This window comes from Providencia sp. JUb39 (assembly GCF_012272845.1).
GTDB classification, from domain to species: Bacteria; Pseudomonadota; Gammaproteobacteria; order Enterobacterales; family Enterobacteriaceae; genus Providencia; species Providencia lanzhouensis.
Genome location: NZ_JAAWXD020000001.1, coordinates 3,183,733 through 3,209,694 on the forward strand (window position 1 = coordinate 3,183,733; position 25,962 = coordinate 3,209,694).

General features: G+C 41.1%; 14 protein-coding genes. 4 read left to right on the forward strand and 10 right to left on the reverse strand.

The features are described from left to right. Nucleotides 1-3: 3 nt before the first annotated feature. Nucleotides 4-630 (forward strand): hypothetical protein, encoded by a 627-nt coding sequence (locus HFU86_RS14890; RefSeq protein WP_132496738.1) that lies wholly within the window; start codon nt 4-6, stop codon nt 628-630. A 129-nt stretch (nt 631-759) separates the two neighbouring features. On the opposite strand, the gene HFU86_RS14895 is transcribed toward HFU86_RS14890, so the two are convergent. The 8 genes from HFU86_RS14895 to dgt all read right to left on the reverse strand — a co-directional run bounded on the left by HFU86_RS14895 (nt 760) and on the right by dgt (nt 19,289). After that, nucleotides 760-2,145, reverse strand: a complete 1,386-nt coding sequence (locus HFU86_RS14895) for an SLC13 family permease (RefSeq protein WP_036952575.1) — start codon at nt 2,143-2,145, stop codon at nt 760-762. Between the two features lie 375 nt (nt 2,146-2,520). Continuing rightward, entirely contained in the window at nt 2,521-9,327 is a 6,807-nt protein-coding gene (locus HFU86_RS14900) for a TcdA/TcdB pore-forming domain-containing protein (protein WP_187129577.1), read from the reverse strand. A 207-nt stretch (nt 9,328-9,534) separates the two neighbouring features. Continuing rightward, on the reverse strand, nt 9,535-10,836 hold the full coding sequence (gene eno / locus HFU86_RS14905; RefSeq protein WP_006659306.1) for a phosphopyruvate hydratase: 1,302 nt from the start codon (nt 10,834-10,836) through the stop codon (nt 9,535-9,537). Nucleotides 10,837-10,900: 64 nt separating this feature from the next. Then, nucleotides 10,901-12,538, reverse strand: a complete 1,638-nt coding sequence (gene pyrG, locus HFU86_RS14910; protein ID WP_036952584.1) for a glutamine hydrolyzing CTP synthase — start codon at nt 12,536-12,538, stop codon at nt 10,901-10,903. A 364-nt stretch (nt 12,539-12,902) separates the two neighbouring features. After that, entirely contained in the window at nt 12,903-13,697 is a 795-nt protein-coding gene (mazG, locus tag HFU86_RS14915) for a nucleoside triphosphate pyrophosphohydrolase (RefSeq protein ID WP_187129578.1), read from the reverse strand. 274 nt (nt 13,698-13,971) lie between these two features. Continuing rightward, nucleotides 13,972-16,203 carry a GTP diphosphokinase gene (gene relA / locus HFU86_RS14920; RefSeq protein WP_187129579.1) on the reverse strand — a complete coding sequence of 744 codons (2,232 nt, stop codon included), beginning with the start codon at nt 16,201-16,203 and terminating at the stop codon, nt 13,972-13,974. Nucleotides 16,204-16,219: 16 nt separating this feature from the next. Further along, complete coding sequence (gene rlmD, locus HFU86_RS14925; protein WP_187129580.1) at nt 16,220-17,551, reverse strand: 23S rRNA (uracil(1939)-C(5))-methyltransferase RlmD; 1,332 nt, start codon at nt 17,549-17,551, stop codon at nt 16,220-16,222. 205 nt (nt 17,552-17,756) lie between these two features. Continuing rightward, nucleotides 17,757-19,289, reverse strand: a complete 1,533-nt coding sequence (gene dgt / locus HFU86_RS14930) for a dGTPase (protein ID WP_187129581.1) — start codon at nt 19,287-19,289, stop codon at nt 17,757-17,759. A gap of 131 nt (nt 19,290-19,420) precedes the next feature. On the opposite strand from dgt, the gene mtnN reads away from it, so the two are divergent. Next, entirely contained in the window at nt 19,421-20,113 is a 693-nt protein-coding gene (mtnN, locus tag HFU86_RS14935) for a 5'-methylthioadenosine/S-adenosylhomocysteine nucleosidase (RefSeq protein ID WP_187129582.1), read from the forward strand. 95 nt (nt 20,114-20,208) lie between these two features. After that, nucleotides 20,209-21,018, forward strand: coding sequence for a vitamin B12 ABC transporter substrate-binding protein BtuF (btuF, locus tag HFU86_RS14940; protein WP_187129871.1), 810 nt, complete (start codon nt 20,209-20,211; stop codon nt 21,016-21,018). Between the two features lie 179 nt (nt 21,019-21,197). On the opposite strand, the gene erpA is transcribed toward btuF, so the two are convergent. Continuing rightward, nucleotides 21,198-21,542, reverse strand: a complete 345-nt coding sequence (gene erpA / locus HFU86_RS14945) for an iron-sulfur cluster insertion protein ErpA (RefSeq protein WP_132496746.1) — start codon at nt 21,540-21,542, stop codon at nt 21,198-21,200. Between the two features lie 237 nt (nt 21,543-21,779). Between erpA and hemL the strand changes: the two genes are divergently transcribed. After that, nucleotides 21,780-23,069: a glutamate-1-semialdehyde 2,1-aminomutase gene (gene hemL / locus HFU86_RS14950; RefSeq protein WP_132496747.1), complete on the forward strand. Its 1,290-nt coding sequence runs from the start codon at nt 21,780-21,782 to the stop codon at nt 23,067-23,069. 205 nt (nt 23,070-23,274) lie between these two features. Here the strand turns inward: hemL and mrcB are convergent, their stop codons facing one another. Then, the gene (gene mrcB / locus HFU86_RS14955) at nt 23,275-25,812 is read right to left on the reverse strand and encodes a bifunctional glycosyl transferase/transpeptidase (protein ID WP_187129583.1); all 2,538 of its coding nucleotides are present in this window, start codon (nt 25,810-25,812) and stop codon (nt 23,275-23,277) included. Nucleotides 25,813-25,962: the final 150 nt, after the last annotated feature.

The following is a 25,962-nucleotide window of genomic DNA, read 5'->3' on the forward strand; positions in this document are numbered from 1 at the left end:
CAGATGATTCACACAATAATGCTAACGAAACCCTTTCTGCTCAGTTGGAATATTCTTTCAACAATAGTCATTGAGCATCATTTTTTCTTGAGTAATGAGAATCATGGTCAGCGGAGTTTGACCATTCAAATCGCCAAGATGATGTGGGCGAAAATCCCCAAAATGGAGAACTGCTTTCCAAAACAACGAGTCATAAAGCTAGTTAATTCAAGTTCATCTAGCCAATCCTCATTATCCTCATCTTTTCAATTAGCAAAACCTGTCTTGTTTGCTAATCGCTTCAATCATCAAAACACCCCTTTTATCACTTCTTCGAAACAACACAACTTCAATCCATCAAACACTCTATTCACTCCCCTTCATGACGGTATTTTGAGTGCAGCTCGTTATATGAAAATCGAGACTTTTCATCAACAAGCACACCATCTTGTGACAGACAAGGACGTCACGATTTTCGGTAATATCCGCCCTCTTGAAAGCCATCAAACATTATGCAAAGCATGTCTTCTTTGCCCGCAAAATATAATTGATATTAAAGGATTTACTCAAACTAGAAATTCCTCACTACGTGGAAATAGTGAGATTTCAATATTCAGAACAGGAGACTTTCAGCTAGGGAAGAACCAATAGATGCTTGTCATATCAACAGCATCAGAAATAAAAACGGCCTCATTCTCTGAGGCCGTACTATTATTACATTGCTATTTTCTGTATTGCGCTTTATTAACAACGCCTATTTTGTTGAATTTTCCGGGGCTATTACAGCCAGAAGAACCAAGCAAATAGAGAAATGACAATGATACATGCCACGTTCAATACAGCTCCCACACGTACCATTTCAATTTGTCGAATATACCCCGAACCAAATACAATCGCATTCGGTGGTGTCGCGACAGGTAACATAAAGGCACAAGATGCACCGATACCGATAATCATGGTTAACGCCATAACAGGCATACCTAATGCTTCCGCAACCGTTGCAAAGATTGGAACCAACAGTGCCGCACTGGCTGTATTACTGGTAAATTCCGTCAGGATGATAATAAAAGTCGTCACCGCAAGAATGATTACAAACCAATGACTTTCACCAAATGTCATTTGCATCCAATCTGCCATGATTTTACTTGCACCAGATGAGCTTAGAATCGCGCTCAGTGTCAAGCCACCACCAAACAGCATCAATACGCCCCACTCGGTATTTTTCTGGATTTGTGACCAACTCGCCACACCCGTAATACCGATTAATACTGCCGCGCTCAATGCAATGATGGTATCTAAATCTTTCACACCACCAAGAGCATCACTAATAAATGTGCTGGTGATCCAGCAAACAACTGCCAATAAGAAAATACTCATCGCAGTAATACGCTTGCCATTCCATTCAACTTTTTCTAATTCAATTTCAAAACGGTGTTTTAAGTTTGGACGCAGCATCATATACATCAAAACAAACATCATTGGCAGTAAAACTACCATGATTGGAATACCGTATTTCATCCATGATAGGAAATCTAAGCCAAGAGCAGAAGCTGCAATTGCGTTCGGCGGGCTACCTACGATGGTTCCTAAGCCACCAATACTGGCACTATAAGCCACACCCAATAATACAAATACAAACGTATTGCGCTCATGGCGAACATCAAGGTTAGAAAGAATACCTAAAACCAGCGGTAACATCATTGCGGCAGTTGCCGTATTACTGATCCACATCGATAACCCTGCGGTCACCCCGAACAGCAAAATCACTGCAACAGATAAGCGTCCACGTGCTGCCATCAGCAGGCGATTAGCAATCAGGCGGTCAAGACCTTGAATATGCAATGCAGTTGCTAGTGCAAATCCACCAAAGAATAAGAAGATAATTGGGTTTGCGAATGCTTTTAAAGCATCCCCTGTTCCCATTAATCCAAGACCTACTGCCAATAATGGGATACAAAGTGCGGTAATGGTCACGTGAATAGCCTCTGTCAGCCAAAGCACACCGACAAAAACCATTAAGGCCAGCCCAGCGTTTGCTTTGTCATCAAAAGGTAAATATTTCAACAGTAAAATCAGTAATACAACATCAACAGCTAAAATTATCCAACCACGCTTATTCGAAGGGGTTGGAGGAACTGCTGGTGTCAAAGATTCAGAAGCATCCATGTTTACTCCATAGCTCGGAAGCAATTTAAGTTTTCAAGTAATTTTTGTTAATCATTTTTTACAGGAGGTAAAATATAGAGTTAATTTAATGAGATGGAAATGTAGATAACCTAAAACTGCGATCTGAGCCGCGCAATTTACTTGCTTTATAGCTAAAATCTTAAAAATCTCGCTAGCGATTCACAAAAATCGCAATTTAATTACCGAAAACAAGGTATAAGCAAACATAACTCACTACTTTCCCTTCTATAAATTATTCCCTTTAAAAATATATAACAATTTGATAGTTCAGATAAATCGTCCTATATTCATTTTGTGAACTGTAAGCCAGCTAATTGTGTAACTTAGACTGGCTTACATTTTTTCTTTGTTATCTTAGGAAGGGGAATTTAACAGGCTATAATATAGTCTCTTTTGAGGCAGCTGTTCAGTCTGCATTCCTGATATCCCTAAAGATTCTTTTTGTTCAAGACTGGATGAGTACCCTGACAATAGTGATATATCCACGTCACTCTCTATAGCACTATAGTTTGGTATGCTAATGTTTGTTTCGACCAAGTCATCAGTCATTATGAGCAGATGCTGACTCATAAATTCCTCAAGAGGAATACTATTTGGCTGGTTAATAAAACGTAATTGCAAATGTTGATGAGACGCTTTCTGTTCCCCAAAAACCTGGCGTAAAACCAGTACGGTATTTTGGCTAACATCCGTAATCAATAAATCATCCCCATGTTGATTCACGAGTAGCTCATCTATGTTTTCAATGGGTAATATCAATGTATCCAACTTTAAGTCATGTGAATTATTATCAATGATAATTCCATGATAGTGCTGCCAAACTTCTTGTGAAATCAAGTAAGTGTCCTCACCCTCACCTGCACTTAGCACGATATTTTTAACATTTTTAATGGCTGATGGAGACAATACATCATTCTCTTTTCCACTTCGAATGACTAGCGAAGAGCCCATACGCATTCCATTATTTTCTAATATATCGATATAGATAATCTCACCACTCACCGCTGAAAGTAATAGCCCGTGACCAACCTGTTTGATATTTGCAAATTGCAAATTGGGATAAATATCCTCAGCAGAAGGTAGCTCTTCATGTTTTAAAAGTGTTGAGCCTTGCGCAAACGCCAACCGTAATTGACTTTCACTCACCACAGGCTGCCTATACAGTTTTTTTGTCGTAGAATCGAAAAGTAAGGCACTCGATTTTTGTTCATCAAAACCCCAAAATTTAATATCATTTTTCAGTGATAATTCATGTGCTATCACAATTTCACCATTAACAAACCAACCAGGAAAGGAGGCTTGACCTGTCGAATCATGTAATCCAATTAACATAATGGGCTGACAGCAATAGTAATCACCTAATACTTTCCACCATTCCGCTCGTTGATTAAGCCAAATTTCATTGATTGCAACCACATGAAATTTCCCTTCTGCATCAATTTGGCTGACAATCCCCTCCCCATCAGACATAAAAATTTTCCCCTGTAAGAACACCACATTTTGTAAATTAAAAGGGGTATTTAAGAACCATGCGGTTGGTTTAATCACATTAAGTACATCTTGTCCCGCTCCTTCTTGGCGATAAACTTCCTTATTTTTTTTGCTATAAAAATAGAAAACCTCAGTACCTTGTTTATCGAACAAGCTACCAACTAATATGAGATCGGATGGAATAGGCCAATGACTTTGGTGTAATCGAATATTTGTCGGTGTTTCTCCATAGCCTAAAGAAGGGGATAAATTAGGTTTGATAAGTAAACCATCCGTTTTTCTCAACCAATAGCGGTGCGATGCTTGATTACCATCAATGCCTGAGATAGTAACTGTTTGACCTAAAATCGCATCCATACGTTGTACTTGTTGACCATGTAATTTATAGGTACTGCTAAGCATATAACTCTGTAGAAATGAGTGAGGGGATTGCGATGAAGATTGAGTCGGCGTTTCAGCAAGACGCATTAATAATCTTGAATCTGCATTTAAACCCAATAATTCGACTTGATTTTCCTTAAGCTGAAAATTGGCAACTTCATAAGTATCAGAATAACGGCACGAAAAATAAATATGTCCATCACCTTTCCATAATTGTAGTATTTCAAAATTCCGATTATTTTTATTTTCTAATTGGTATTCAGCATTAATCACACCTGTAGCAATATCAACTTCCCATATTTTTTTCTGTTCCGGCAAGTAAAAATAAGCGTTTTGACCAACAGTTGTGCTAAAAACTGCATTTTGTTTATTTTCATTCGTACTACTAATAAAAATATAGCGCTGAGAACTGACTTCATAGAACGCCCGCCCAACATTTTCATTATTATATTGATGATTTTCTATCACAACATATTGCCCATGATTTTGATTCTGTTCAGAGTAATGTTGTAAATGTTGAGTTAAACCTTGTGGCCCCTCTTTCCATTTTTTTTCATCTTCACTAAGGATACTCATTTGTTGTGATGAAAAAGTAACTTTTTGTATTTCATTATTTTTATCAACAAACAATATCGTTCCTTGAACACTGCTGGAATCCACATCAATAATGATTCCATCTACTATCAATTGACCACTTTTAATCTCAACATGACTGCTATCTAACTGGCTAATATCAATAATCCACTTAGAATGTTGATTATTAGATGAGTCATCAGTTAGTTTAATCTTGACACCTTTATTCAGTGTCAACTTATATGTTCCCCCGTAACCTTGTATATGATACTCTATCTTTCCATACCATTCCGACGCTAATTGAGGTATAACTAAATTACGGTCATTTTTATCAAGAACAATATTTATAGATGTATCTACATATTCATGAAAAATTTGGGTAATCGTATTTTCACTTGGGAATATGTAAAAGTCATAATCAAAGTTATCTTTTTTCTCTAAACGCCTAATAACATTAAAGCCACTATCATTACGCGATGTACAACCGGGCCATAAGTTATAACTGTATTTTATATAAGACTTAGGTATAACTGGAAGGATTATTGTGTCCACATGTTGAAAATCAATATCACGCTCTTTGTTTTCATAACCAATTCCTTGACGAATATTTATGGCTTTAGATTTATCCAATAGCATCGTGGGAAAATTACCAGCCCAAAAGATATAATTTTTCCGTCCACCTCCTGCTGAATTCGGTTTTGTACGATATATATACTGACTATCAAATTCAATTTTATTATCTCTAAGAGAGATAGTACTAAATACCGCACCAAATTTTGGAATGAGCATATTTTTATCTGAAATATAATCAAAACCATTACCTTTATAAGCTTCATCTAGTGTGTAAAAATAGCGTCCAACTGCCTTTGCATCCTCACCAATGATTGCAAAATTACGTGCTAATCCAACAAATCCGATACCTAACCCTGCCACAAGAACACTAGCGCTCCCTAAAGCACTTGCGGCCCCTGCACATCCAGCAATACCTAATCCTATTCCTCCAGAGCCTGCTGCAAAACTAGCAGAATCAAAAGCAAGTTGAGTGCCAAATATAATACGTTCAGGATCATTTTCCGCATTTGATAATTCATAAGCATCAAAACCAACTAAGGCCCCACTAAAAATAACTGTCATTCCTTCATTCGCTGTTTTTGTCATTGATGAAAAGAAAAAATTCATTCCTTTCCCTGCTATTTCATTTTCTTGGGCTAGCTCTAATTTAACAATACCATTGATTTTTACTATGTCATTCATTGCACCATGTGCCATCATTGAGTAATTAACATAGCTATGAATTTTTAATGCTAAATATAAATTTGATGATATTTTTCCTTTTGATACATTATTATGATTCTTTTCTTCTGCCCATTGAATTATTGATTGGATTGCAATACCTGCATTTAATCCATCAAATGATGAAGAACTTGCTTCACCAAACTTTTCACGCAGATGGTTTTCTTCAAATGTGTAATATTGTCTGAAGATTCCCATTTGTTCTAAGGAGTGGCGCTGAAATCGCATAAAAACACTATCTTTAGTTTCAACCCAACAAGTTAACTTTGAGTCCTTAATGTTAACGAACTGAATTTTGTAATTTTCATTACCCAATGACTCTACTGACGAAAATAATGGTACCCAGTTTTCATCCAATTTATTTTCTGTTGTTAATATTGTTAGTGACTCGTCGATATTTTCAGCCCATTGCTCTGCATCCAATATGACTAAGGATGTTTTCAGCTGAGTATCATGGATAATTTCATTTTGTTGATAAAATAAATCTTCGATTTCCTTTTCTCTTAGTGACTTTATTGATAATTCTTCAGATGAAACCAAGTCATTTACAGTCAAATGATTACCTATGGGAACATCTTTCATACGACCGACATCAATAAAAACTAACTCAAATGCAGGCTTATTGTTTCGTTCAAAAGCGCTATAATAGCTTGCCATTTTTTTATCAATGAAAAAAACCTTTAGGGCAGCAAATAATCGTTTACTGTTTTTGAAGGAAAACAAACCAAAATTAGGATCGTAAAAATAATATGTACTTTTCCCATTTTCTACAACCTTCCCAACTAGCATCGAATGGCTTTTACTGTTCATTGCAAACATTTTTGTTTCTTCATTGATATCTAGTAATGTCTGTATTTTCTTCAATTCCATCACGCCATGAGAAAAGGAGGATTCAACCGCACTAACATTGGAATGAAGATTTTTGAGTGACGATTGCAATAATAGTGCATCCTTACTTTCAGGCGCTGCCGCTGCCATATATAGCTTATCAATAAATCTATCAGCACCTGTATGTCCATTAAGAGCTAATGCTACAGACATCGTTCTCACTAAAGGGTAACAGCGACCACCAGAATCGCTTCTTATTAAAGATAAATAAAAATCTTGTGGTATTAACCGATTTGTTTTACTGCCTAAAGAAGAGAATAATTCACTAATCTTCCCTGTTTGACTTAAAACCTTTGAAATATATTCAGAATAACTTACATCTTGAATTTGGCGGTATAGTGCACCTCTTTCTTTTGCCGAATACTCTCCAGTAACATACATTTTCTTTAATTGATTTGAATTCATTGAAATATCAAAACCAGGAATATTAATCTCTTTGTAATTTTCAACACCTAGACTAAATTCATTTTTAAATCGTAGATTTCGAGTTAACTTATGCAAATAAATTAAATTTTCATAGCGTTCATTGATAGTAAGATGGTAATCAGAACTAGCATTTAATTCTATATTTTCATCGTAATCAATCACTTGAACAACAGCATCTGTTCCATTTTTTTCTTTAGCATTGATCCATATCCAACTCCGTTCCACCTCGCGTAAAGCATAAAGTAAATTCCCGTATTTTCTTTTATTCAATGAAATAATCGTTTTATTAGTTTTAATAAGATTTTCTAGATACTGTCTTTTTTTGTTATCGGTTGTTTTAGAAAGTTCAAATTCTAAGAATTTACATTTTTCATTTAGCTTATTATTTTGGATGTCTAATTTTAATTTTACATGTTCGCCTATATCCAACCAGGTGTTTACTGATGCGCTTTGCTCTAATGGCTCTTGCAACATATCTTCACTTTCAGGTATATCACTAAATATAATATTTAGATTACTAGCCAAATCTTTCAGTTCTTGATGTATCTTATTTCTATAAATATAAAAATCATGCATTCTTTGCTTTCTTGAGTAATCTCCAGGCTTTTGCCTTATAACCATATTACTTTCTGGATTTAATGAACTATCGTTTCTTTGCGGCTGAAAAATAAGGTTCCACTCTCCATCATTATAATGCATAAATACGCTAGCTTTAGTAATATTATGTTCTTTAATATTGTAATCTCGCTCATCAATAGCCATCACGACATTATCATATAATAAAGATGCATCACTTCGATTATCCCTATATACTCGATATGTTTCACTATTCAATTCTGTAACAATAATAGAACCACCACGCAACTGCCCTGTAAATAAAAATTGTATTTCCGAATTTTTTTTAGGGATATCAACATATTCAACTTGTTTACTATCTTTACTTCTCATTTTTGATTCTAAAAAATAGCAATCAATAGAATTAAAGTCATCATTTCTATAACTATCATCTACATATTCAATAAAATAACCGTGACCAATCTTTTTATTAAAAATAACTTTACCTTCCGACGGTAACTGTAAAATTTTATTCAATTCTTTCGCATTCAATATATACTGCTGAGAAAAACTTATAGGATCCTGTTTAAAAATATCAATGTCCTTACTTGGTAAAATGTCTACCCTATTACTGCTGCCTGCTAAACTAATATCATGACTAGCCTCGCGAACGGATTGAGAAATCAATGCCGGATTTTCAACTGAATAACCATAGATACTTAGCTGATGGTCAAGACACTCCTCTACAGGCTTCCCTGTTAATAATGATTCAGAAACTGCTTTAGCCATTATTTCTGCCCTCACTTCTCCATGACTGCTCGACTGATTTTTCAAGGTTTCAGAATAAGAGATTCCCTTATCAATTCGGTGCATCCCTATAGGTACATGTTCAACAAATGCATCTTCAGGTAATAATTCCTTTAATTCATTTGCGATCTCAATTGCATCTTGTAAGCTTGCATTAGGAAAATAAATAACAGCTTGATCAGTTAAGTTACCTAATTTTTTAGGACCCATTATCTTTGACTGCATAATTTTATTATGTGGGTCTCGTTCATACAAATAAACAAGTGCTTCTGCTAATGAAAAGTAATGTTCTTTTTTCACATTAATTGTTAGTCGCGACATTAATATCGAGTTATTATTATATCGCCCATTGAAGTCCTTGGGTAAAAGACGATAAGCATCACCATCTAAGAGATCACTATCCGATAAGTGACTAAAATAGTCTTCATTTTTTCCTTGAATTCTAATTTCAATATTTGAATTATTTTCAGCTAATAATTTAAACTTATCCAAATATTCTTTTTGCTCTTCAATAGTTAAGCCGCTTGCATCTATAGGCTTATTTGAACTGTATTTTTTATATATAAAATTTGAAAGATTTGATTCTATTATTTTTAGTTTTTTAACTGAAGATGAACTCCAAGATCCATTATTTTTATATTCTGTCTTTATCTCCATCTCTAATTTCTTAATAGCAGTATTACTATTGGCATATTGATAAAGATGTTTTGTTTCAGTTAACAATGAATTACGACTATTTGTCGGCATAATTATATCCCTATTTAGTATTCATATTAGTTAATAAAACAATCCAATTAGATTGTTATCCTATTACTAACACAAACTTTAAAAATGACTAAATAGAGTTAATCTGTATTATTTATAGATTTTAAATACTTTCAAAAGCATTTATTTTAAATAAAAAAAGGGACGATTTCTCGTCCCTTTTCTCAATTTAATCTAAGCGAATATAAATTACGCTTGGCCTTTAACTTCTTTCAGACCATTAAATGGCGCGCTGTTACCCAGAGCTTCTTCGATACGGATCAGTTGGTTGTACTTAGCAACACGGTCAGAACGGCTCATAGAACCGGTTTTGATTTGACCTGCAGCAGTACCAACCGCTAAATCAGCAATAGTTGCGTCTTCAGTTTCACCTGAACGGTGAGAGATAACGGCAGTATAGCCAGCATCTTTCGCCATTTTAATCGCAGCTAATGTTTCAGTCAGAGAACCGATTTGGTTGAATTTAATCAGGATTGAGTTAGCGATACCTTTCTCGATACCTTCTTTTAAGATCTTAGTGTTAGTTACGAATAAATCGTCACCAACTAATTGGATTTTGTCACCAAGAACTTTAGTTTGGTATGCGAAACCATCCCAGTCAGATTCGTTTAAACCATCTTCGATAGAAACGATTGGGTATTGTTTAGTCAGTTCTTCTAAGTAATGAGTGAACTCTTGTGAAGTGAAGGTTTTACCTTCACCTTTCAGTTCATAGTTGCCAGTTTCTTTGTTGTAGAACTCAGAAGCTGCGCAGTCCATCGCCAGAGTCACATCTTTACCCAGAACATAACCCGCTTGCTCAACCGCTTCTTTAATAGCAGCCAGTGCAGCAGCGTTAGATTCTAAGTTAGGTGCATAGCCACCTTCATCACCAACAGCCGTATTCATACCTTTAGATTTCAGTACTTTTGCTAAGTGATGGAAAATTTCAGAACCCATACGTACCGCTTCTTTCAGAGTCGGTGCGCCAACAGGTTGGATCATGAATTCTTGGATATCAACGTTGTTATCTGCATGCTCACCACCATTGATGATGTTCATCATTGGCAGAGGCATAGAGTATTGTCCGTGAGTACCATTCAGATCAGAAATATGCTCATACAGAGGCATACCTTTTGCCGCAGCAGCTGCTTTTGCGTTTGCTAAAGAGACTGCCAGAATTGCGTTTGCACCGAATTTAGATTTGTTTTCAGTACCATCTAAGTCAATCATGATTTTATCGATATTTGCTTGATCTTTAGCATCTTTACCGATAACTGCTTGAGCGATTGGACCGTTAACAGCGGCAACAGCTTTCAGAACACCTTTACCCAGAAAACGTGATTTATCACCATCACGCAGTTCCAGTGCTTCACGAGAACCTGTAGATGCGCCTGATGGAGCCGCAGCTAAACCAACAAAACCACCTTCTAAATGTACTTCAGCTTCAACAGTTGGGTTACCACGAGAATCAATGATTTCACGACCGATCACTTTAACAATTTTGGACATTAGGTTTTCCTCAGTACAAGTTAAATTTCGAGAAGTTGGCGAAAATTGCCGACTTCCCCGTATCTTATTTCAACTCACCTTTCTGGTACTTACCAGCGGCTTTAACAAAACCTGCAAACAACGGATGACCATCTCTTGGGGTCGAAGTGAATTCAGGGTGGAACTGGCAAGCCACAAACCATGGGTGGTTTGGATTTTCAATGATTTCAACCAGTTTATTATCCACAGAGCGACCTGCAATGTTCAGACCCGCATCTTCGATACGTTTCAACAGCAGATTGTTCACTTCGTAACGGTGACGGTGACGCTCAACAATCGTTTCTGCGCCATACATACCACGCACTAAACTGCCATCGGTTAAATGACATTGTTGACCACCAACACGCATTGTACCGCCAAGGTCGCTCTCTTCAGAACGCACTTCAACGTTGCCATCTTCGTCACGCCATTCAGTAATCAGCGCAACAACTGGGAATTTGCAATCTGCATCAAATTCAGTGGAGTTCGCATCTTTCATGTTCGCAACATTACGTGCAAACTCAATCAGCGCCACTTGCATTCCCAGACAAATACCTAAATAAGGAATTTTGTTCTCACGGGCATATTGTGCCGTCAGAATTTTGCCTTCAATACCACGAGAACCAAAACCGCCTGGGACTAAAATCGCATCCAGACCTTTAAGTAGCTCAACGCCACGGGTTTCGATATCTTGAGAATCAATCAGCTTAATATTCACTGTTAAGCGATTTTTCAGACCCGCATGTTTCAGTGCTTCGATAACTGATTTGTATGCATCTGGTAATTCAACATATTTACCCACCATACCAATGGTAACTTCACCTGCTGGATTGGCTTCTTCGTAAATAACTTGTTCCCACTCAGATAAATCAGCTTCTTTGCAGTCAAGACGGAAGCGGTTACAGATGTATTCATCTAAACCTTGTGCCTTCAGCATGCCAGGGATTTTATAGATTGAATCTGCGTCTTTCAGAGAGATAACCGCTTTTTCTGGAACATTACAGAATAGGGCAATCTTCGCGCGCTCATTCGCAGGAATGACGCGATCTGAACGACAGATCAGCACATCAGGCTGAATACCAATTGACAGTAACTCTTTCACAGAGTGCTGTGTTGGTTTTGTTTTCACTTCGCCCGCAGCCGCTAAGTATGGCACTAAGGTTAAGTGCATATACAGTGTGCGCTCACGGCCCACTTCCGCAGCCATTTGACGAATAGCTTCTAGGAATGGTAGAGACTCGATATCACCGACTGTACCGCCGATTTCGACTAATACAACGTCATGACCTTCACCACCACGGATGATGCGATCTTTGATTTCATTAGTGATATGAGGAATAACTTGGATGGTCGCGCCTAAGTAGTCGCCACGACGCTCTTTGCGCAGGACTTCAGAATAAACACGTCCAGTCGTAAAGTTGTTACGACGTGTCATTTTGGTACGAATAAAACGCTCATAATGACCTAAATCCAAGTCAGTTTCAGCGCCGTCTTCTGTAACGAAAACTTCCCCGTGTTGGGTTGGGCTCATTGTGCCTGGATCTACGTTAATGTAGGGATCCAGTTTCATAATGGTCACATTGAGTCCACGGGCTTCGAGTATAGCCGCCAAGGAGGCTGCGGCAATGCCTTTACCCAGAGAGGATACGACCCCGCCGGTCACAAAAATATAATTAGTTTTCATGCTGAACCTGAACGTTTAGGTTTAAAAGATGATGGATATAACAGGACGGGAAAACAGTATACCCGAACCTTAAATCTCCTACAAATGTTCTAAGCGCAATAAGGCTAGTTTTCATTAATACCTTAAATAAATCAGCAAGTTAAAAATAAAAATATTTATCGTTTGATAAATAGTCACTTTCTAGGGTGCTATTCAACTGTTTTGCAAGATTAACACATTTTTGTGTAAATGCTAAATCCTTTCAGCTTAATCTATCACTGAAAAAACATCATTTTGCCGATTGTTTGATTTTGAATAACTATTTCAATCCGTGACTATCATTATCGACGAGCATTCTTTGCAAAATTTAGCTGTCTGAATTGGGTCATTCATCTAATTTTATAGACACCCACAATGCTTCCATCTCATCAAGTGTAGCAGCTTCTGTCGATTTGCCAGTTTTTGCTAATCGTCTTTCGATTTCACGAAAACGGCGTTCAAACTTACTGCACGCTTTTTGTAAGGCAAGCTCAGGTTTGTGCCCTAAATGGCGGGATAAATTCACTGTCGCAAACAGTAAATCACCAATTTCTTCTTCAAGATGCTGTTCATCCACTACTGCTTGAGTGGCTTCTTCCATCACTTCCGCTAGCTCTTCGGTGACTTTTCCAGCCACAGGACCCAGCGTATCCCAATCAAAACCTACTGAGGCACAACGTTTTTGAATTTTATAGGCTTTCATTAAGGCAGGAAGTGCATTCGGGATATCATCCAACACTGAGTATTGGTCTTTCTCTGCACGCTCTTTGGCTTTACGCTGCTCCCAACCTGCAATGGCTTCTTGGCTGCTGAGTTGGTTATTTTCGTCGAAAATATGAGGATGGCGGCGTTCAAGTTTGTCGCTGACAGCTTGGCAAATATCATCAAAATCAAATAGATTTTGCTCTTGTGCCATTTGCGCGTAGAACACCACTTGAAAGAGAAGATCTCCCAACTCACCTTTTAAGTCGGTAAAATCTTCTCGTTCAATGGCATCTAGAACTTCATAGGTTTCTTCAAGGGTATAAGGGGCAATAGTCTTAAACGTCTGTTGCGTATCCCACGGACAGCCATTTTGCGGGTCACGCAAACGCGCCATAATAGTGAGTAACCGTTCAATTTGTTTATTGCCCTGCTGCATATTTAACCCTTATCAAAAAATAATTACATGGTGTTTTAATGAGGGTTATACCTTAACCAAATTGAATTGAATACGCTAAATTTTCAGATTTTTATTAACTAAACAACGAAAAAACTCTTTTCAAGATCATACCCAAATATACCGAAAGTAGATTTTCAAAATAGTTTGGATGTGCAGCTAGGCGGCAAGTAAGCAAGACCCTAGGAGCATACATAAGTATGTGACTAGGGCGAGCGCGCAGCCAACAACGCTGCGCGCCAAAATATGAAGAAAATTAGGAAGAGTGGCGTTTCGCCTCGATAACATCCGGCAACTGATTCAGTTTCGAAAGCACCCTTCCCAACACCTCGATATTATACAGCTCGATGGTCATATCGATAGTGGCGAGCTGCTGCTTCACATCGCTGCGGCTGCTTACCCCTAGCACGTTGACTTTTTCGTTCGCGAGGATTGTCGTAATATCACGCAGCAATCCACTGCGGTCATTGGCTATCACTCTTACCACCAACGAGTAACCGCTAGAATAGTTTTCACCCCAAACAGCATCAATCACACGCTCTGGCGCGTGGCTTTGTAGCTCGGCAAGCTGTTCACAATCCGCACTGTGAATCGAAATTCCACGACCTTTGGTAATAAAGCCGACGATTTCATCACCCGGAATTGGTTGGCAGCAACGAGCAATATGGTGCATCAAGTTGCCGACCCCTTCGACCACCACTCGCCCACTGCCGTGGGATGGTGCTCTTGGGACACCGGATTTATTCTCCAACGACTTCATCGCAGCGCGATCTTCTTCCTCTGCCGTCGCTTTATTAAACTTAGCTTGTAGGAAGTTAACCAATTGGTTGATTCGAATATCGCCGCCGCCAATTCCTGCTAACACTTCATCCAGTGAGTGCACGTTATAGCGGGTAATCAACTGTTTCTCTGCGTCTCGTAAACTGATATCCAGATGGGATAATTCGCTGTCGAGAATTTGACGTCCCGCTAGAATGTTTTTATCGCGGTCTTGTTTACGGAACCAGTTTTGAATTTTCGCCCGTCCACGGCTGGTTGTCACATAACCGAGGTTAGGATTGAGCCAGTCACGACTCGGGTTTGGGTGCTTCTGGGTGATAATTTCAATTTGGTCACCCATCTGTAATTGATAGCTAAATGGCACGATGCGCCCACCAATTTTAGCCCCAATACAACGGTGTCCGACATCACTGTGAATATGGTAAGCAAAGTCGAGCGGAGTTGAACCTGTTGGTAAATCCACCACATCGCCTTTTGGCGTAAACACATACACTCGGTCATCAAACACTTGGCTACGCACTTCATCCAGCATTTCGCCAGAATCCGCCATCTCTTCTTGCCACGAGATAAGTTTACGCAACCATGCAATACGGTTTTCGTAGCTGCTGCCCTTACCAACGCCACTTGCACCTTCTTTATATTTCCAGTGCGCAGCAACGCCCAGTTCTGCATCTTCATGCATTTGGCGGGTACGGATTTGGATCTCGAGTGTTTTACCATTTGGTCCTAAAACCACTGTATGGATCGACTGATAGCCATTTGGCTTTGGGTTCGCAACATAGTCGTCGAACTCATCGGGTAAATGACGGAAATGAGTATGCACAATCCCCAGTGCCGCATAGCAATCTTGTAGGCGTTCAACCACGATACGTACCGCACGCACATCGTATAACTCGCCAAATGCTAAGGATTTCTTCTGCATTTTGCGCCAAATACTGTAAATGTGTTTTGGTCGGCCATACACTTCAGCTTGAATTTGCTCTTTGAGCATATATTTGCGCAGTGTGCTAACAAAATTGTCGATGTATTCTTCACGATCAATACGGCGCTCATGCAGCAATTTCGCAATTTTTTTGTATTCGTCAGGGTGCAAATAACGGAAACAGAAATCTTCTAATTCCCATTTTAATTGCCCGATCCCTAAGCGGTTTGCTAACGGGGCATAAATGTTGGAACACTCTTTCGCCGCTAAGACGCGTTCATCTTCACTGGCATCTTTCACTTCACGTAAATGAGCGATACGCTCAGCGAGTTTAATGACCACGCAGCGGAAGTCTTCTACCATCGACAACAGCATACGGCGGATGTTATCCACCTGTACGGAACTGGTTTCGTTAGATTGAGTGGCTTTAAGTTCGCGGATGGCATCCATCTCAATCACGCCTTTTACCAGCGCATGAATGGATTGACCGAAATCATCAATAACGGATTGTTCGTCGAGTTTTCCCTCTTCAACTAAAGGGAACAGCAACGCAGCTTGTAAGCTACCAATATCCATGCTGAGCGTGGATAGAATTTCGGTCATTTCAATGCCGCGCCACAGTAGCAGAGGCGCAATCTCCTGCCCCGATAATTTATCGTGACAATACTGCCAGGTATGGATGAGTTTTTCTTCTGATTGTTTATTATTCAAACCCAAATCATTAACCCATTTTTCGGGGGCAAATTCACCTGCTGGGGTTAAATGCGCACTTCTTACTGCAACCATATATTCTCCCTACCTGTTACACCTCTGGGCTACGAACAAATAGCGCCATAGATTCCAGATGACTAGTTTGCGGAAACATATCCAACATCCGCAATTGAGATAACTGATACCCGCCTTCAAACAAAACTTTACTGTCTCTTGCTAACGTTGTTGGATTACAAGAAACATAGACAATTTTTTCTGGCATCAGTTTAATTAAATGTTCCATTACACCAGCGGCACCTGCTCGAGCAGGATCTAACAAGACTTTATTGAAACCTTCTTGCGCCCACGGCTGAGTGTGAATCTGTTCTTCCAAGTTCTCATTATAGAACGCCGCATTCTCAATTGAGTTGCGCTGGGCGTTATTTCTGGCTTGAGTGACTAAATTTTCAACACCTTCAACGCCTACCGCCATTTTTGTTAAGCGGGCAATTGGCAGCGTAAAGTTACCCATCCCACAGAAAAGATCCAATACCCTATCTTCTGGGCTTAGATCTAACCATGCTAAGGCTTGTGCCACCATATGCTGGTTAATTTCACCATTCACTTGAATAAAATTGGCAGGGCTAAATTGTAAGGTTTCACCCGCCACCTGATATTCAGGTAAAATGGAGCCAGCCTCAAGCGGGACTAACTGACCTTCATTCCCTGCTAACCAAATACTAAGTCCATGAGACTTGGCAAATTCTAGCAAGTGTTTTCTATCAGATGCGTCAACAGGGGTTAAATGGCGTAGTAGGATAAGATTGCCGTTATCCCCGTGAATCAGCTCTACATGCCCTAATTTGCTGGCAATCGATAGCTGATTTAAACAGATGGACAATGGCGCTAACAGTGCATCAAGTTCTGCGTGCAATACTGAGCAACTTTTAATGTCCACCAGCGTGTTAGTTTGCGTTTGGCGAAATCCCATCATTAAGTGATTAGATTTATTTTGATATTGCAGCCCCAAACGCGCGCGGCGGCGATAACCATATTCTTCACCGCCAATCACCGAAATAGGTGGCAGTACAGAGCCAGTCTCCCGCCCCATTAAATGTTGTAAAGCCTGCGCCTTGCTTTCGCGTTGAAGCCCAATCTCTACATGCTGCTGTTGGCAGCCACCACATTGATTAAAATAACGGCAGCGGGGTTTCACTCGTTGCGGGCTAGTGCTGAGGCGTTTAATGACTTTGGCTTTGGCGAAATGACGTTTATCTTCCGTCAGTTCGACTTGCGCCTCTTCCCCTGGTAATAAACCAGTGATAAATATGGCTTTGCCATCATGGCGAGCTACGCCTTGCCCAGCGGCATCTAAACTATCGACATGAACCGTGATTTGACGGCGTTGGGTGGTGCGGCGATTTGGCGAGTAAAATTGGGCCATAAGTAGTCACTAAACGGGGTTAAATAATTTCTATTTCAAGCCACAGGTGGTAAGCCCATATTTACTTTATAACGGCTTACTTTATCACTGCGACTGCCTGATAATTGGATAGACAAATTAGCGGGCTATCATAGCATTTTTTTTACCAAAATTAGTGACCACTTAGTTTTTTTGTCACGCTATATACTGACTTTTTTTATCAGCGTTAATTCGTCACCATAAATTTTCGATACTCTTCATAAGCATAATGATCAGTCATTCCGCTAATGTAGTCTTGGATCAGTCTGGCTCGATAATAAAACTCTAGCATCGATTTATCCGCATCGCTGGTGACTGAAATTTTTTCCAAGGCTTCGTTATAGGAAAGTCGATGTTTATTCGATAACTTATGAAATAGGCGAGTTTCGATAAAAAAGTGTTTATGGTAATTTTGTGCCACTAATGCCGCAAAATCCTCTCTATCCATCATCAATAGTGGGCTGTAAACATCTAATAATCCACTGATAATTCGGTAGCCTTGTAGCTCTAACTCTTCCACTTCATGGTGATTAAACACATGCTTAAACGCCACTGTTTTTAAAGCTTTTAAGAGGCGATGCTCTTGGCTTTTATCCTCAAGTAACGCGCTGTTAAAGCTGCCGTGATAAATTTCAGGCAGGTTTTGAATAAAGCGCTGAGCACTGTAATGGGCGAGTTTTCCTGTAATATTGACACGCAAATACATAAAAAACTGATCTTGCTGAATGCGCCTTGTGTGGTTATCGCTGATATTATTGAATGCCCGCAAAATAGTTTGGTCGAAGAGATCCCCAGATTTTACCTCGCCCCACTCCGCTTTTAGGTATTCAATTAGCTGCTCAACGGTATAAATGCCCTTTTCTGCTGCATCGTCTAAATCCGCGATACAGTAAGAAATATCATCCGCAGCTTCCATGATATAAGAGAGCGGAAAACGGCAATATTTACCCATTTCCAATTTTTTACTTAACTCGCTGACAAAATCCGCTTCAGACCAGTAATAGCCCGGTTTTTTCATTAAATAATCAAATTCTGGCGGGATCGGTTCAAGGTCATAAGCGCCGCGAGTGTATTTCAAAATAGAGCCAATTTGGGCGTAGGTTAAATTCAGCTTGAGCAGGCGATGCGCCATGCGCAGCCCTTGAGCGTTCCCTTCAAACGAGCATAAATCACGCTTAAGCTGACGACGAAATAGATCCTGTTTTTCATTACCAGTCAGTTGTAACGCTTTAATTTTGCAAGGGTCTGGCGTTTCTGGCGTGAAGAGATAATCTGGCGATAACAATTTACTGAACCAGCGTTGAATCGCCGCTTCACCGAAATGCCCAAACGGCGGGTTGCCAATATCGTGCATCAAACACGCCATTTCCACCAGGCTTTCAAAGGCATCACAACGGTCCGTTAACCCATATTCATCAAGCAATTTTTTCTTTTTCAGCTCACCCAACACTGTTTTACTGATGTAGCGCCCAACTTGTTGGACTTCAAGAGAATGGGTTAAACGGCTGCGTACGGCGGAGTTTTGTTCAAGGGGAAAAACTTGGGTTTTCTGTTGTAAACGACGAATCGCAGCGGAGTTGATAATCCGCCCACGGTCACTTTCAAAGAGACGGTTTACGGCATCTTCATCATCGGGTGAGACTTTTTGATTTTTCCCACTGCTCATATAGTTACGCTGGAAACTCAGTTTTTTAACAAAATTAATCTTTTTTCCCGCCATGCTAGCCTCTATGCCTTACCGTTTTATTCCTGAATCTCCAAAGAAAAGGCAGAGGAAAACCCACCTTTCGATGTTACACTTTAGCCATCTACGACATAAGTGTCTAATTAATCAACAGTGAGTATGACATAATGAAAATCGGTATCATAGGTGCGATGGAGCAAGAAGTTGCGACCCTGCGCGAAAAAATTGAAGGTTGCCAAACATTGAGCCTTGCTGGCTGTGAAATTTATACAGGGAAAATAAACGGCGTTGACGTCGCTTTATTAAAATCGGGCATCGGTAAAGTCGCAGCGGCAATCGGTACCACATTATTGTTAGAACACTGCAAGCCTGATGTTGTCATCAATACTGGTTCTGCGGGCGGTTTAGATCCACGTTTAAATGTAGGTGATATCGTCGTATCTACCGAAGTGCGCTACCACGATGCGGATGTCACCGCATTTGGTTATGAGCCGGGTCAAATGGCACAGTGCCCACCGGCATTTATTGCTGATGCAAAACTCATTGAAACTACCGAACAGTGCGTGAAAGCGTTAGATATGAACGCCGTTCGCGGTTTGATTTGCAGTGGTGATGCTTTCATCAACGGAGCTGAGCCTTTAGCGCGTATCAAAGCGACATTCCCAACCGTTGCTGCCGTTGAAATGGAAGCCGCGGCTATCGGTCATGTCTGCTACCAGTTTAAGGTACCTTTTGTAGTGGTTCGTGCAATTTCAGATGTGGCAGATAAAGAGTCCCACACTAGCTTTGACGAGTTTTTACCTATCGCTGCACACCAATCATCCTTGATGGTTGCTGCGATTGTCACAGCATTAGCGTAATTTATTTCTCACTTTCTAAGGCATAACTGACCTTCATTTATGCCTTTTCTAATACCTCTTTGTGAAGTAATGCTATGAATCTAACGACCAAACTCATGCGCTCACTGATTGGTTTTCTATTTTTCTTAACCCTAATCAATAGTGCATTCGCCACTCCCAAATCCCGAGTCATTAGTTTATCACCTGCCAATACGGAGCTGGCTTATGCCGTAGGGTTGGGAGATAGCTTAATTGCTGTAAGTGCCTATTCCGATTACCCAGAATCTGCCAAAAAGCTTGAGCAAGTAGCGGATTGGCAAGGGTTAAATGTGGAACGAATTATTGCCTTAAAGCCAGATTTGATCTTGGCGTGGCGTGGCGGCAACCCGCAGCGACCTCTGGATCAACTTGCATCGTTAGGGATTCCAATTGTCTATTTTGATCCACAAAGCATTGATGGGGTTATCTCCTCACTAGAGGAGCTTGCACAATACAGCCCTCACCCAGAAGTGGCAGAGAAAAATATCACCCAATTGCGCAGTACGTTAAAGATGCAAAAAGATAAATTAGATAGTAATAAAAAACCTAAGCAATTATTTATCCAACTCGGCACGCAGCCATTATTTAGCACAGGAGATAATACTCTTCAAAATGATGTGGTTAAGACTTGCGGTGCTCAGAATATTTTTGCAAACAGCGCTGTCCAGTGGCCTCAAGTCAGCCGTGAGCAAGTCCTCGCTCGCAAACCTGATGCCATCATTATGACCGGCTCCCCCGAGCAAGAAAATGCCGTCAAAGCTTTCTGGGGTACCCAACTCAATGTCCCTATCATTCGCTTAAATGAGGATTGGTTCCACCGCGCCGGCCCCCGCATCATCAAGGCCACCGAGCAGCTATGCAGCCAGCTAAACGCGCTACCAAACTAAAAAATAAAGAATTTAAGAATTTAAGAATTTAAGAATTTGAGATTACAGCAGGATTTTTTCTAAATAGTTCGAGGTGTGACAAGGCGGCGAATGAGGAAATCCCTAGGAGCATACACAAGTATGTGACTAGGGTTGACGAATGAAGCCAACACAGTCACAACTTGAAATATGACGAAAAATCAGATGCTGAAGGAAGAACCACAACCACACGTAGATTTCGCATTCGGATTCGTCACAATAAAGCGCGATCCTTCTAATCCTTCAGTGTAATCCACACTTCCACCCACTAAATATTGCAGGCTCATTGGGTCTACAACCAGTGCGACACCTTGTTTTTCGATGGTCATATCCCCTTCGTTGATTTGATCATCAAAGGTAAAGCCATATTGGAAGCCGCTGCAACCACCGCCCGTAATGTAGACGCGCAGACGCAGGTTTGGGTTATTTTCATCGGCAACTAAGTCTTTTACTTTGGTTGCAGCTGCATCGGTAAATTGCAGAGGCAGAGCTACATCATCACTCATTTATTACTCCAGACCGGTGACCGGTAAATTCATAGGTAAGGCAAAGCCTACTTAGATCAATTTCTCAATTATCCGTCACCTGACTCATTGGTTCAAGTGTTGTTACACAATTGAGCACAGAGTTGCTATTCATCCTTATGATTGATCCATCATTGTGATTGATAGCATTGGTTTAATCGTCCTTGTGCTTTAGAATAGCGGCAACTTTTTATTTAGTCTCTTTTCAGGAGCCCTGCAATGCACCATTCCGAAGAATTATATAATGAAGCCCAACAGCTGATCCCTGGCGGTGTTAACTCCCCTGTTCGCGCCTTTAATGGTGTGGGTGGTACCCCGTTATTTATCGAGCGCGCTGATGGCGCTTACATTTATGATGTCGATGGCAAAGCTTACATTGATTATGTGGGCTCTTGGGGTCCAATGGTATTGGGTCACAACCATCCCGCTATCCGCGATGCTGTGATCAAAGCCGTCAATAAAGGCTTAAGCTTTGGTGCACCAACCGCTGCTGAAGTGGAAATGGCAAAACTGGTGTGCGAATTAGTCCCATCTATCGATATGATCCGTATGGTCAACTCCGGTACTGAAGCCACTATGAGCGCGATTCGCCTTGCTCGTGGTTATACTGGCCGCGATAAAATTATTAAGTTCGAAGGTTGCTACCACGGTCACGCTGACTGCCTATTAGTGAAAGCTGGTTCCGGTGCACTGACCATGGGCGAGCCTAACTCTCCGGGCGTACCTGAAGATTTCGTTAAGCACACATTGACCTGCACATACAACGATTTAGCCTCTGTTCGCCAAGCTTTCGAAAACTACCCAGAAGAAGTGGCATGTGTGATTGTTGAACCTGTCGCGGGCAACATGAACTGCGTTCCACCAACCGCAGAATTCCTGCCGGGTCTGCGTGAATTATGTGATGAATTCAACGCACTGCTGATCATCGATGAAGTGATGACAGGCTTCCGTGTTGCACTCGGTGGCGCTCAAGATCACTACAACGTACAACCGGATTTAACCTGTTTAGGTAAAATCATCGGTGGCGGTATGCCTGTGGGTGCATTTGGCGGTCGCTATGAAGTGATGGAAAAATTAGCGCCTATCGGCCCTGTTTACCAAGCGGGTACACTTTCTGGTAACCCTGTTGCCATGGCGGCGGGTTTAGCTTGCTTAAATGAAGTGTCTCAGCCGGGTGTTCATGCGCGTTTAACGGAGCTGACCGATAAACTGGCTCGTGGCTTAACCCGTGTTTCTAAAGAGCAAGGCGTGCCTATGGTTATCAACCATGTGGGCGGGATGTTTGGTCTATTCTTCACTGACGCCGAATCAGTAACGTGCTACCAAGACGTGATGAAGTGCGATGTGACTCGCTTTAAGAAGTTCTTCCACTACATGTTAGAAGAAGGCGTTTACTTAGCACCATCCGCATTCGAAGCGGGCTTTATGTCTATCGCCCACAGCGATGAAGATATCCAGCGCACCATCGATGCCGCGGAAATTGCACTGGCAAAAATCAAAGCAGAATAACCCCCTGCAATAAACTGCCCCATAAAAATAGGCGCCATCTGCAAAAGACGGCGCCTATTTTTTATCTATTTTCTGGTCTGTTTTCTTTTTCAATCAGACTCATCATTCTCCTAAATCCCGTGCGTTGTAGCTAGGCGGCAAGTGAGCTAAGCCCTAGGAGCATACACAAGTATGTGACTAGGGTTAGCGACCGCAGCCAACAACGCTACGGCGTGCGGGATGACGGAGAATCGCCGAACATATCTTTGACCCAGTCAGGAGCTGCTCCATCCTCTTGCGGCGCCTCACCATTCCCATTCAAATTCCACGTTGGATCTTGCGATGCGGATCCTTGGCATAGGCTTTGAGGGTCTTCAGTCCAGACTGGTAACATTCTGCCGCCACCTAAATCAGAGCAGCTAAATTGACCATCCATCATGACACGCATATCGGTTATCCCTTCTGGCGCTCGGTTGATCAGTGTCAGTGGCGTTTGGTTATCTAAATAGCGCTGATAAACACGTAATGCCCCTGTTGAGCCTGTTAACTGTGTTGGTCCGTTGTTATCGCGACCGACCCAGACAATAGCCACTTCCTTACCATCGATACCCGCGTACCAGCTATCACGCAGGTCGTTGGTGGTACCCGTTTTACCCGCCAGATTGTATTTACCATATTTATTCAGTAATACGCGTCCAGTCCCTTGCTGCACCACTTGCTGCATACCAAATAGCGTTAAATAAGCGGCTTGAGATGGTACGGCACGCTCTGCGGATGGGTAACTTTGATACAGCTCTTTACCATCACCATCAATCACTGAACGTAATGCAGATAATTTTGCGCGATTACCTTCGCCACCAATGGTTTGGTACACTTGCGCCACTTCAGCTGGCGTTAAGTTCACCGCACCTAACAACATCGCAGGTACTTTTTCCATCGCACTTTCTGGCGCGCCTAGACGGATAAACGTATTCATCACTTGGTCGAGACCAATTTCCATCCCTAAGTTTACGGTTGGAATATTTTGTGATTTCGCTAATGCATCCACCAGCATCATACGGCCATTAAAGTTACGGCTATAGTTTCGTGGGCTCCAACTTTGATTACCGACCTTGATGGTCAGCGGTTCATCGGATAGCCACGTATTTAAGCGGAAACGGTCTGGCTCACTTAATGCCGTTAAATACACCGGTGGTTTTGCTAAAGAACCAATGCTGCGACGGGCATTTAGCGCTCGGTTAAAGCCTGAGAATTGTGGATCAGAGCCACCGACCATCGCACGAACTTCGCCGTTAATACGGTCGACAACCACCATGGCACCTTCGATATCATCCAATTTACGTGCTTTACGTAAATCAGCTACGCCGAACTCGACTGCATTTTCCGCCGCCGTTTGCGCCACCGGATCTAAGGTGGTAAAGATTTTCGCACCCGAGAGATCTTTAACTTTATCCCCAAGCTTCTCGCTCAGTTCTTGTCTCACCATCTGCATAAATGCGGGTTGAGATGCGACTAACCCCTCTTTGTTTTTCACGCCAAGCGGTCGAGCACTCAAAACTTGGTACATCTCATTATCGATAACACCACGGGTTTCAAGGATTTTAAGCACAATATTACGGCGTTTAATCGCATTTTGTGGCTTAGTCCACGGGTTAAAGGTTGATGCACCTTGCACCATTCCCACCAACAATGCTTGTTGGTCAAAGCTTAACTCATTGATTGGTCGACCAAAGTAATACAAACTCGCCAGCGGGAAGCCGCGAATTTCATCATTACCATTTTGCCCTAAATAGACCTCATTCAAATACAGTTCAAGAATGCGTTCTTTGCTGTAGTTGTAGTCTAAAATCAATGCCATAAAGGCTTCGTTAGCTTTACGTTTCAGGGTTCTTTCGTTGGTTAAAAATAGGTTTTTCACCAACTGCTGCGTTAAGGTACTTCCCCCTTGCACGGAACGACCCGCAGTGACGTTCGCCACCACCGCACGACCGATAGAATATAAGCTAACACCATCATGCTCATAAAAGTTTCTATCTTCCGTTTCGAGGAGGATTTTCACCAAGGATTCAGGGAAGTCCGCCATTGGCAGCACTAAACGCTGTTCATTATTCGCAGATTGCATCATGGTGATCAGTTTCGGATCTAAACGGAAGAAACCGAACGAGCGCCCATTTTCAATATTTTCAATCTTGCTCAACATGCCATTTTCAAACACCAGACGCGCGAGGACTTGCCCCTCTTTTTGGTCTGGGAAATTAAATGGACGACGCAAAATTTCAATGGTATTGCCTTTCACCACAAACTCACCGGATGTGGTGATTTTGCTGACTTTACGGTACTGCATCCCTTCAAGCAGGTTGGTCATTTCAGCTTGGCTGTAATCCATACCCGGCTCAAGGTTTACCATGCGTCCGTATACCGCCGCAGGCAAATCCCACACCTTACCATCAAGGCGTTCTTTAATTTGTTGGTTTAGATAAAAACCGTAAGCCGCCAGTATCACTGCAAGTACCAGCATTAATTTAACTAGCAGCCAGAACCAGCGCCATTTACTCTTGCGAGGTTTGTTCTTTTTTGAGCCTTTTTTGGTCATTTGCTCTTCTTCATCGTCTTCATCATCAAGATATTCATCATCAATATCTTCATCATCATAGAGATCTTCATCATAATCATCGCGGTGTCTACGGCGGCGTGAAGAGGATGACGATTTCTCAGCAGGGCGTCTTTTACGTCTGCCAATGGGTTCAAAATCTTTACCGGACATGGTCGCTCCATATCTCCTATACCTAAATAGGCATTAAAATCTAACTATACATGCACAAGTACAACTACAGATACGTAGGTGTAACATAAGGCTAATTTTGGCTCATAATTCAAGGAATTTCACGGAAGAAAGCTCCTAATTACACTTCCT

Coding starts and splice junctions, on each gene's coding strand:
- relA (WP_187129579.1), bottom strand. CDS start 16,203: ATGGTTGCAGTAAGAAGTGCGCATTTAACCCCAGCAGGTGAATTTGCC.
- HFU86_RS14900 (WP_187129577.1), bottom strand. CDS start 9,327: ATGCCGACAAATAGTCGTAATTCATTGTTAACTGAAACAAAACATCTT.
- hemL (WP_132496747.1), top strand. CDS start 21,780: ATGCACCATTCCGAAGAATTATATAATGAAGCCCAACAGCTGATCCCT.
- eno (WP_006659306.1), bottom strand. CDS start 10,836: ATGTCCAAAATTGTTAAAGTGATCGGTCGTGAAATCATTGATTCTCGT.
- rlmD (WP_187129580.1), bottom strand. CDS start 17,551: ATGGCCCAATTTTACTCGCCAAATCGCCGCACCACCCAACGCCGTCAA.
- mrcB (WP_187129583.1), bottom strand. CDS start 25,812: ATGTCCGGTAAAGATTTTGAACCCATTGGCAGACGTAAAAGACGCCCT.
- dgt (WP_187129581.1), bottom strand. CDS start 19,289: ATGGCGGGAAAAAAGATTAATTTTGTTAAAAAACTGAGTTTCCAGCGT.
- erpA (WP_132496746.1), bottom strand. CDS start 21,542: ATGAGTGATGATGTAGCTCTGCCTCTGCAATTTACCGATGCAGCTGCA.
- HFU86_RS14890 (WP_132496738.1), top strand. CDS start 4: ATGATTCACACAATAATGCTAACGAAACCCTTTCTGCTCAGTTGGAAT.
- mazG (WP_187129578.1), bottom strand. CDS start 13,697: ATGCAGCAGGGCAATAAACAAATTGAACGGTTACTCACTATTATGGCG.
- pyrG (WP_036952584.1), bottom strand. CDS start 12,538: ATGAAAACTAATTATATTTTTGTGACCGGCGGGGTCGTATCCTCTCTG.
- btuF (WP_187129871.1), top strand. CDS start 20,209: ATGCGCTCACTGATTGGTTTTCTATTTTTCTTAACCCTAATCAATAGT.
- mtnN (WP_187129582.1), top strand. CDS start 19,421: ATGAAAATCGGTATCATAGGTGCGATGGAGCAAGAAGTTGCGACCCTG.
- HFU86_RS14895 (WP_036952575.1), bottom strand. CDS start 2,145: ATGGATGCTTCTGAATCTTTGACACCAGCAGTTCCTCCAACCCCTTCG.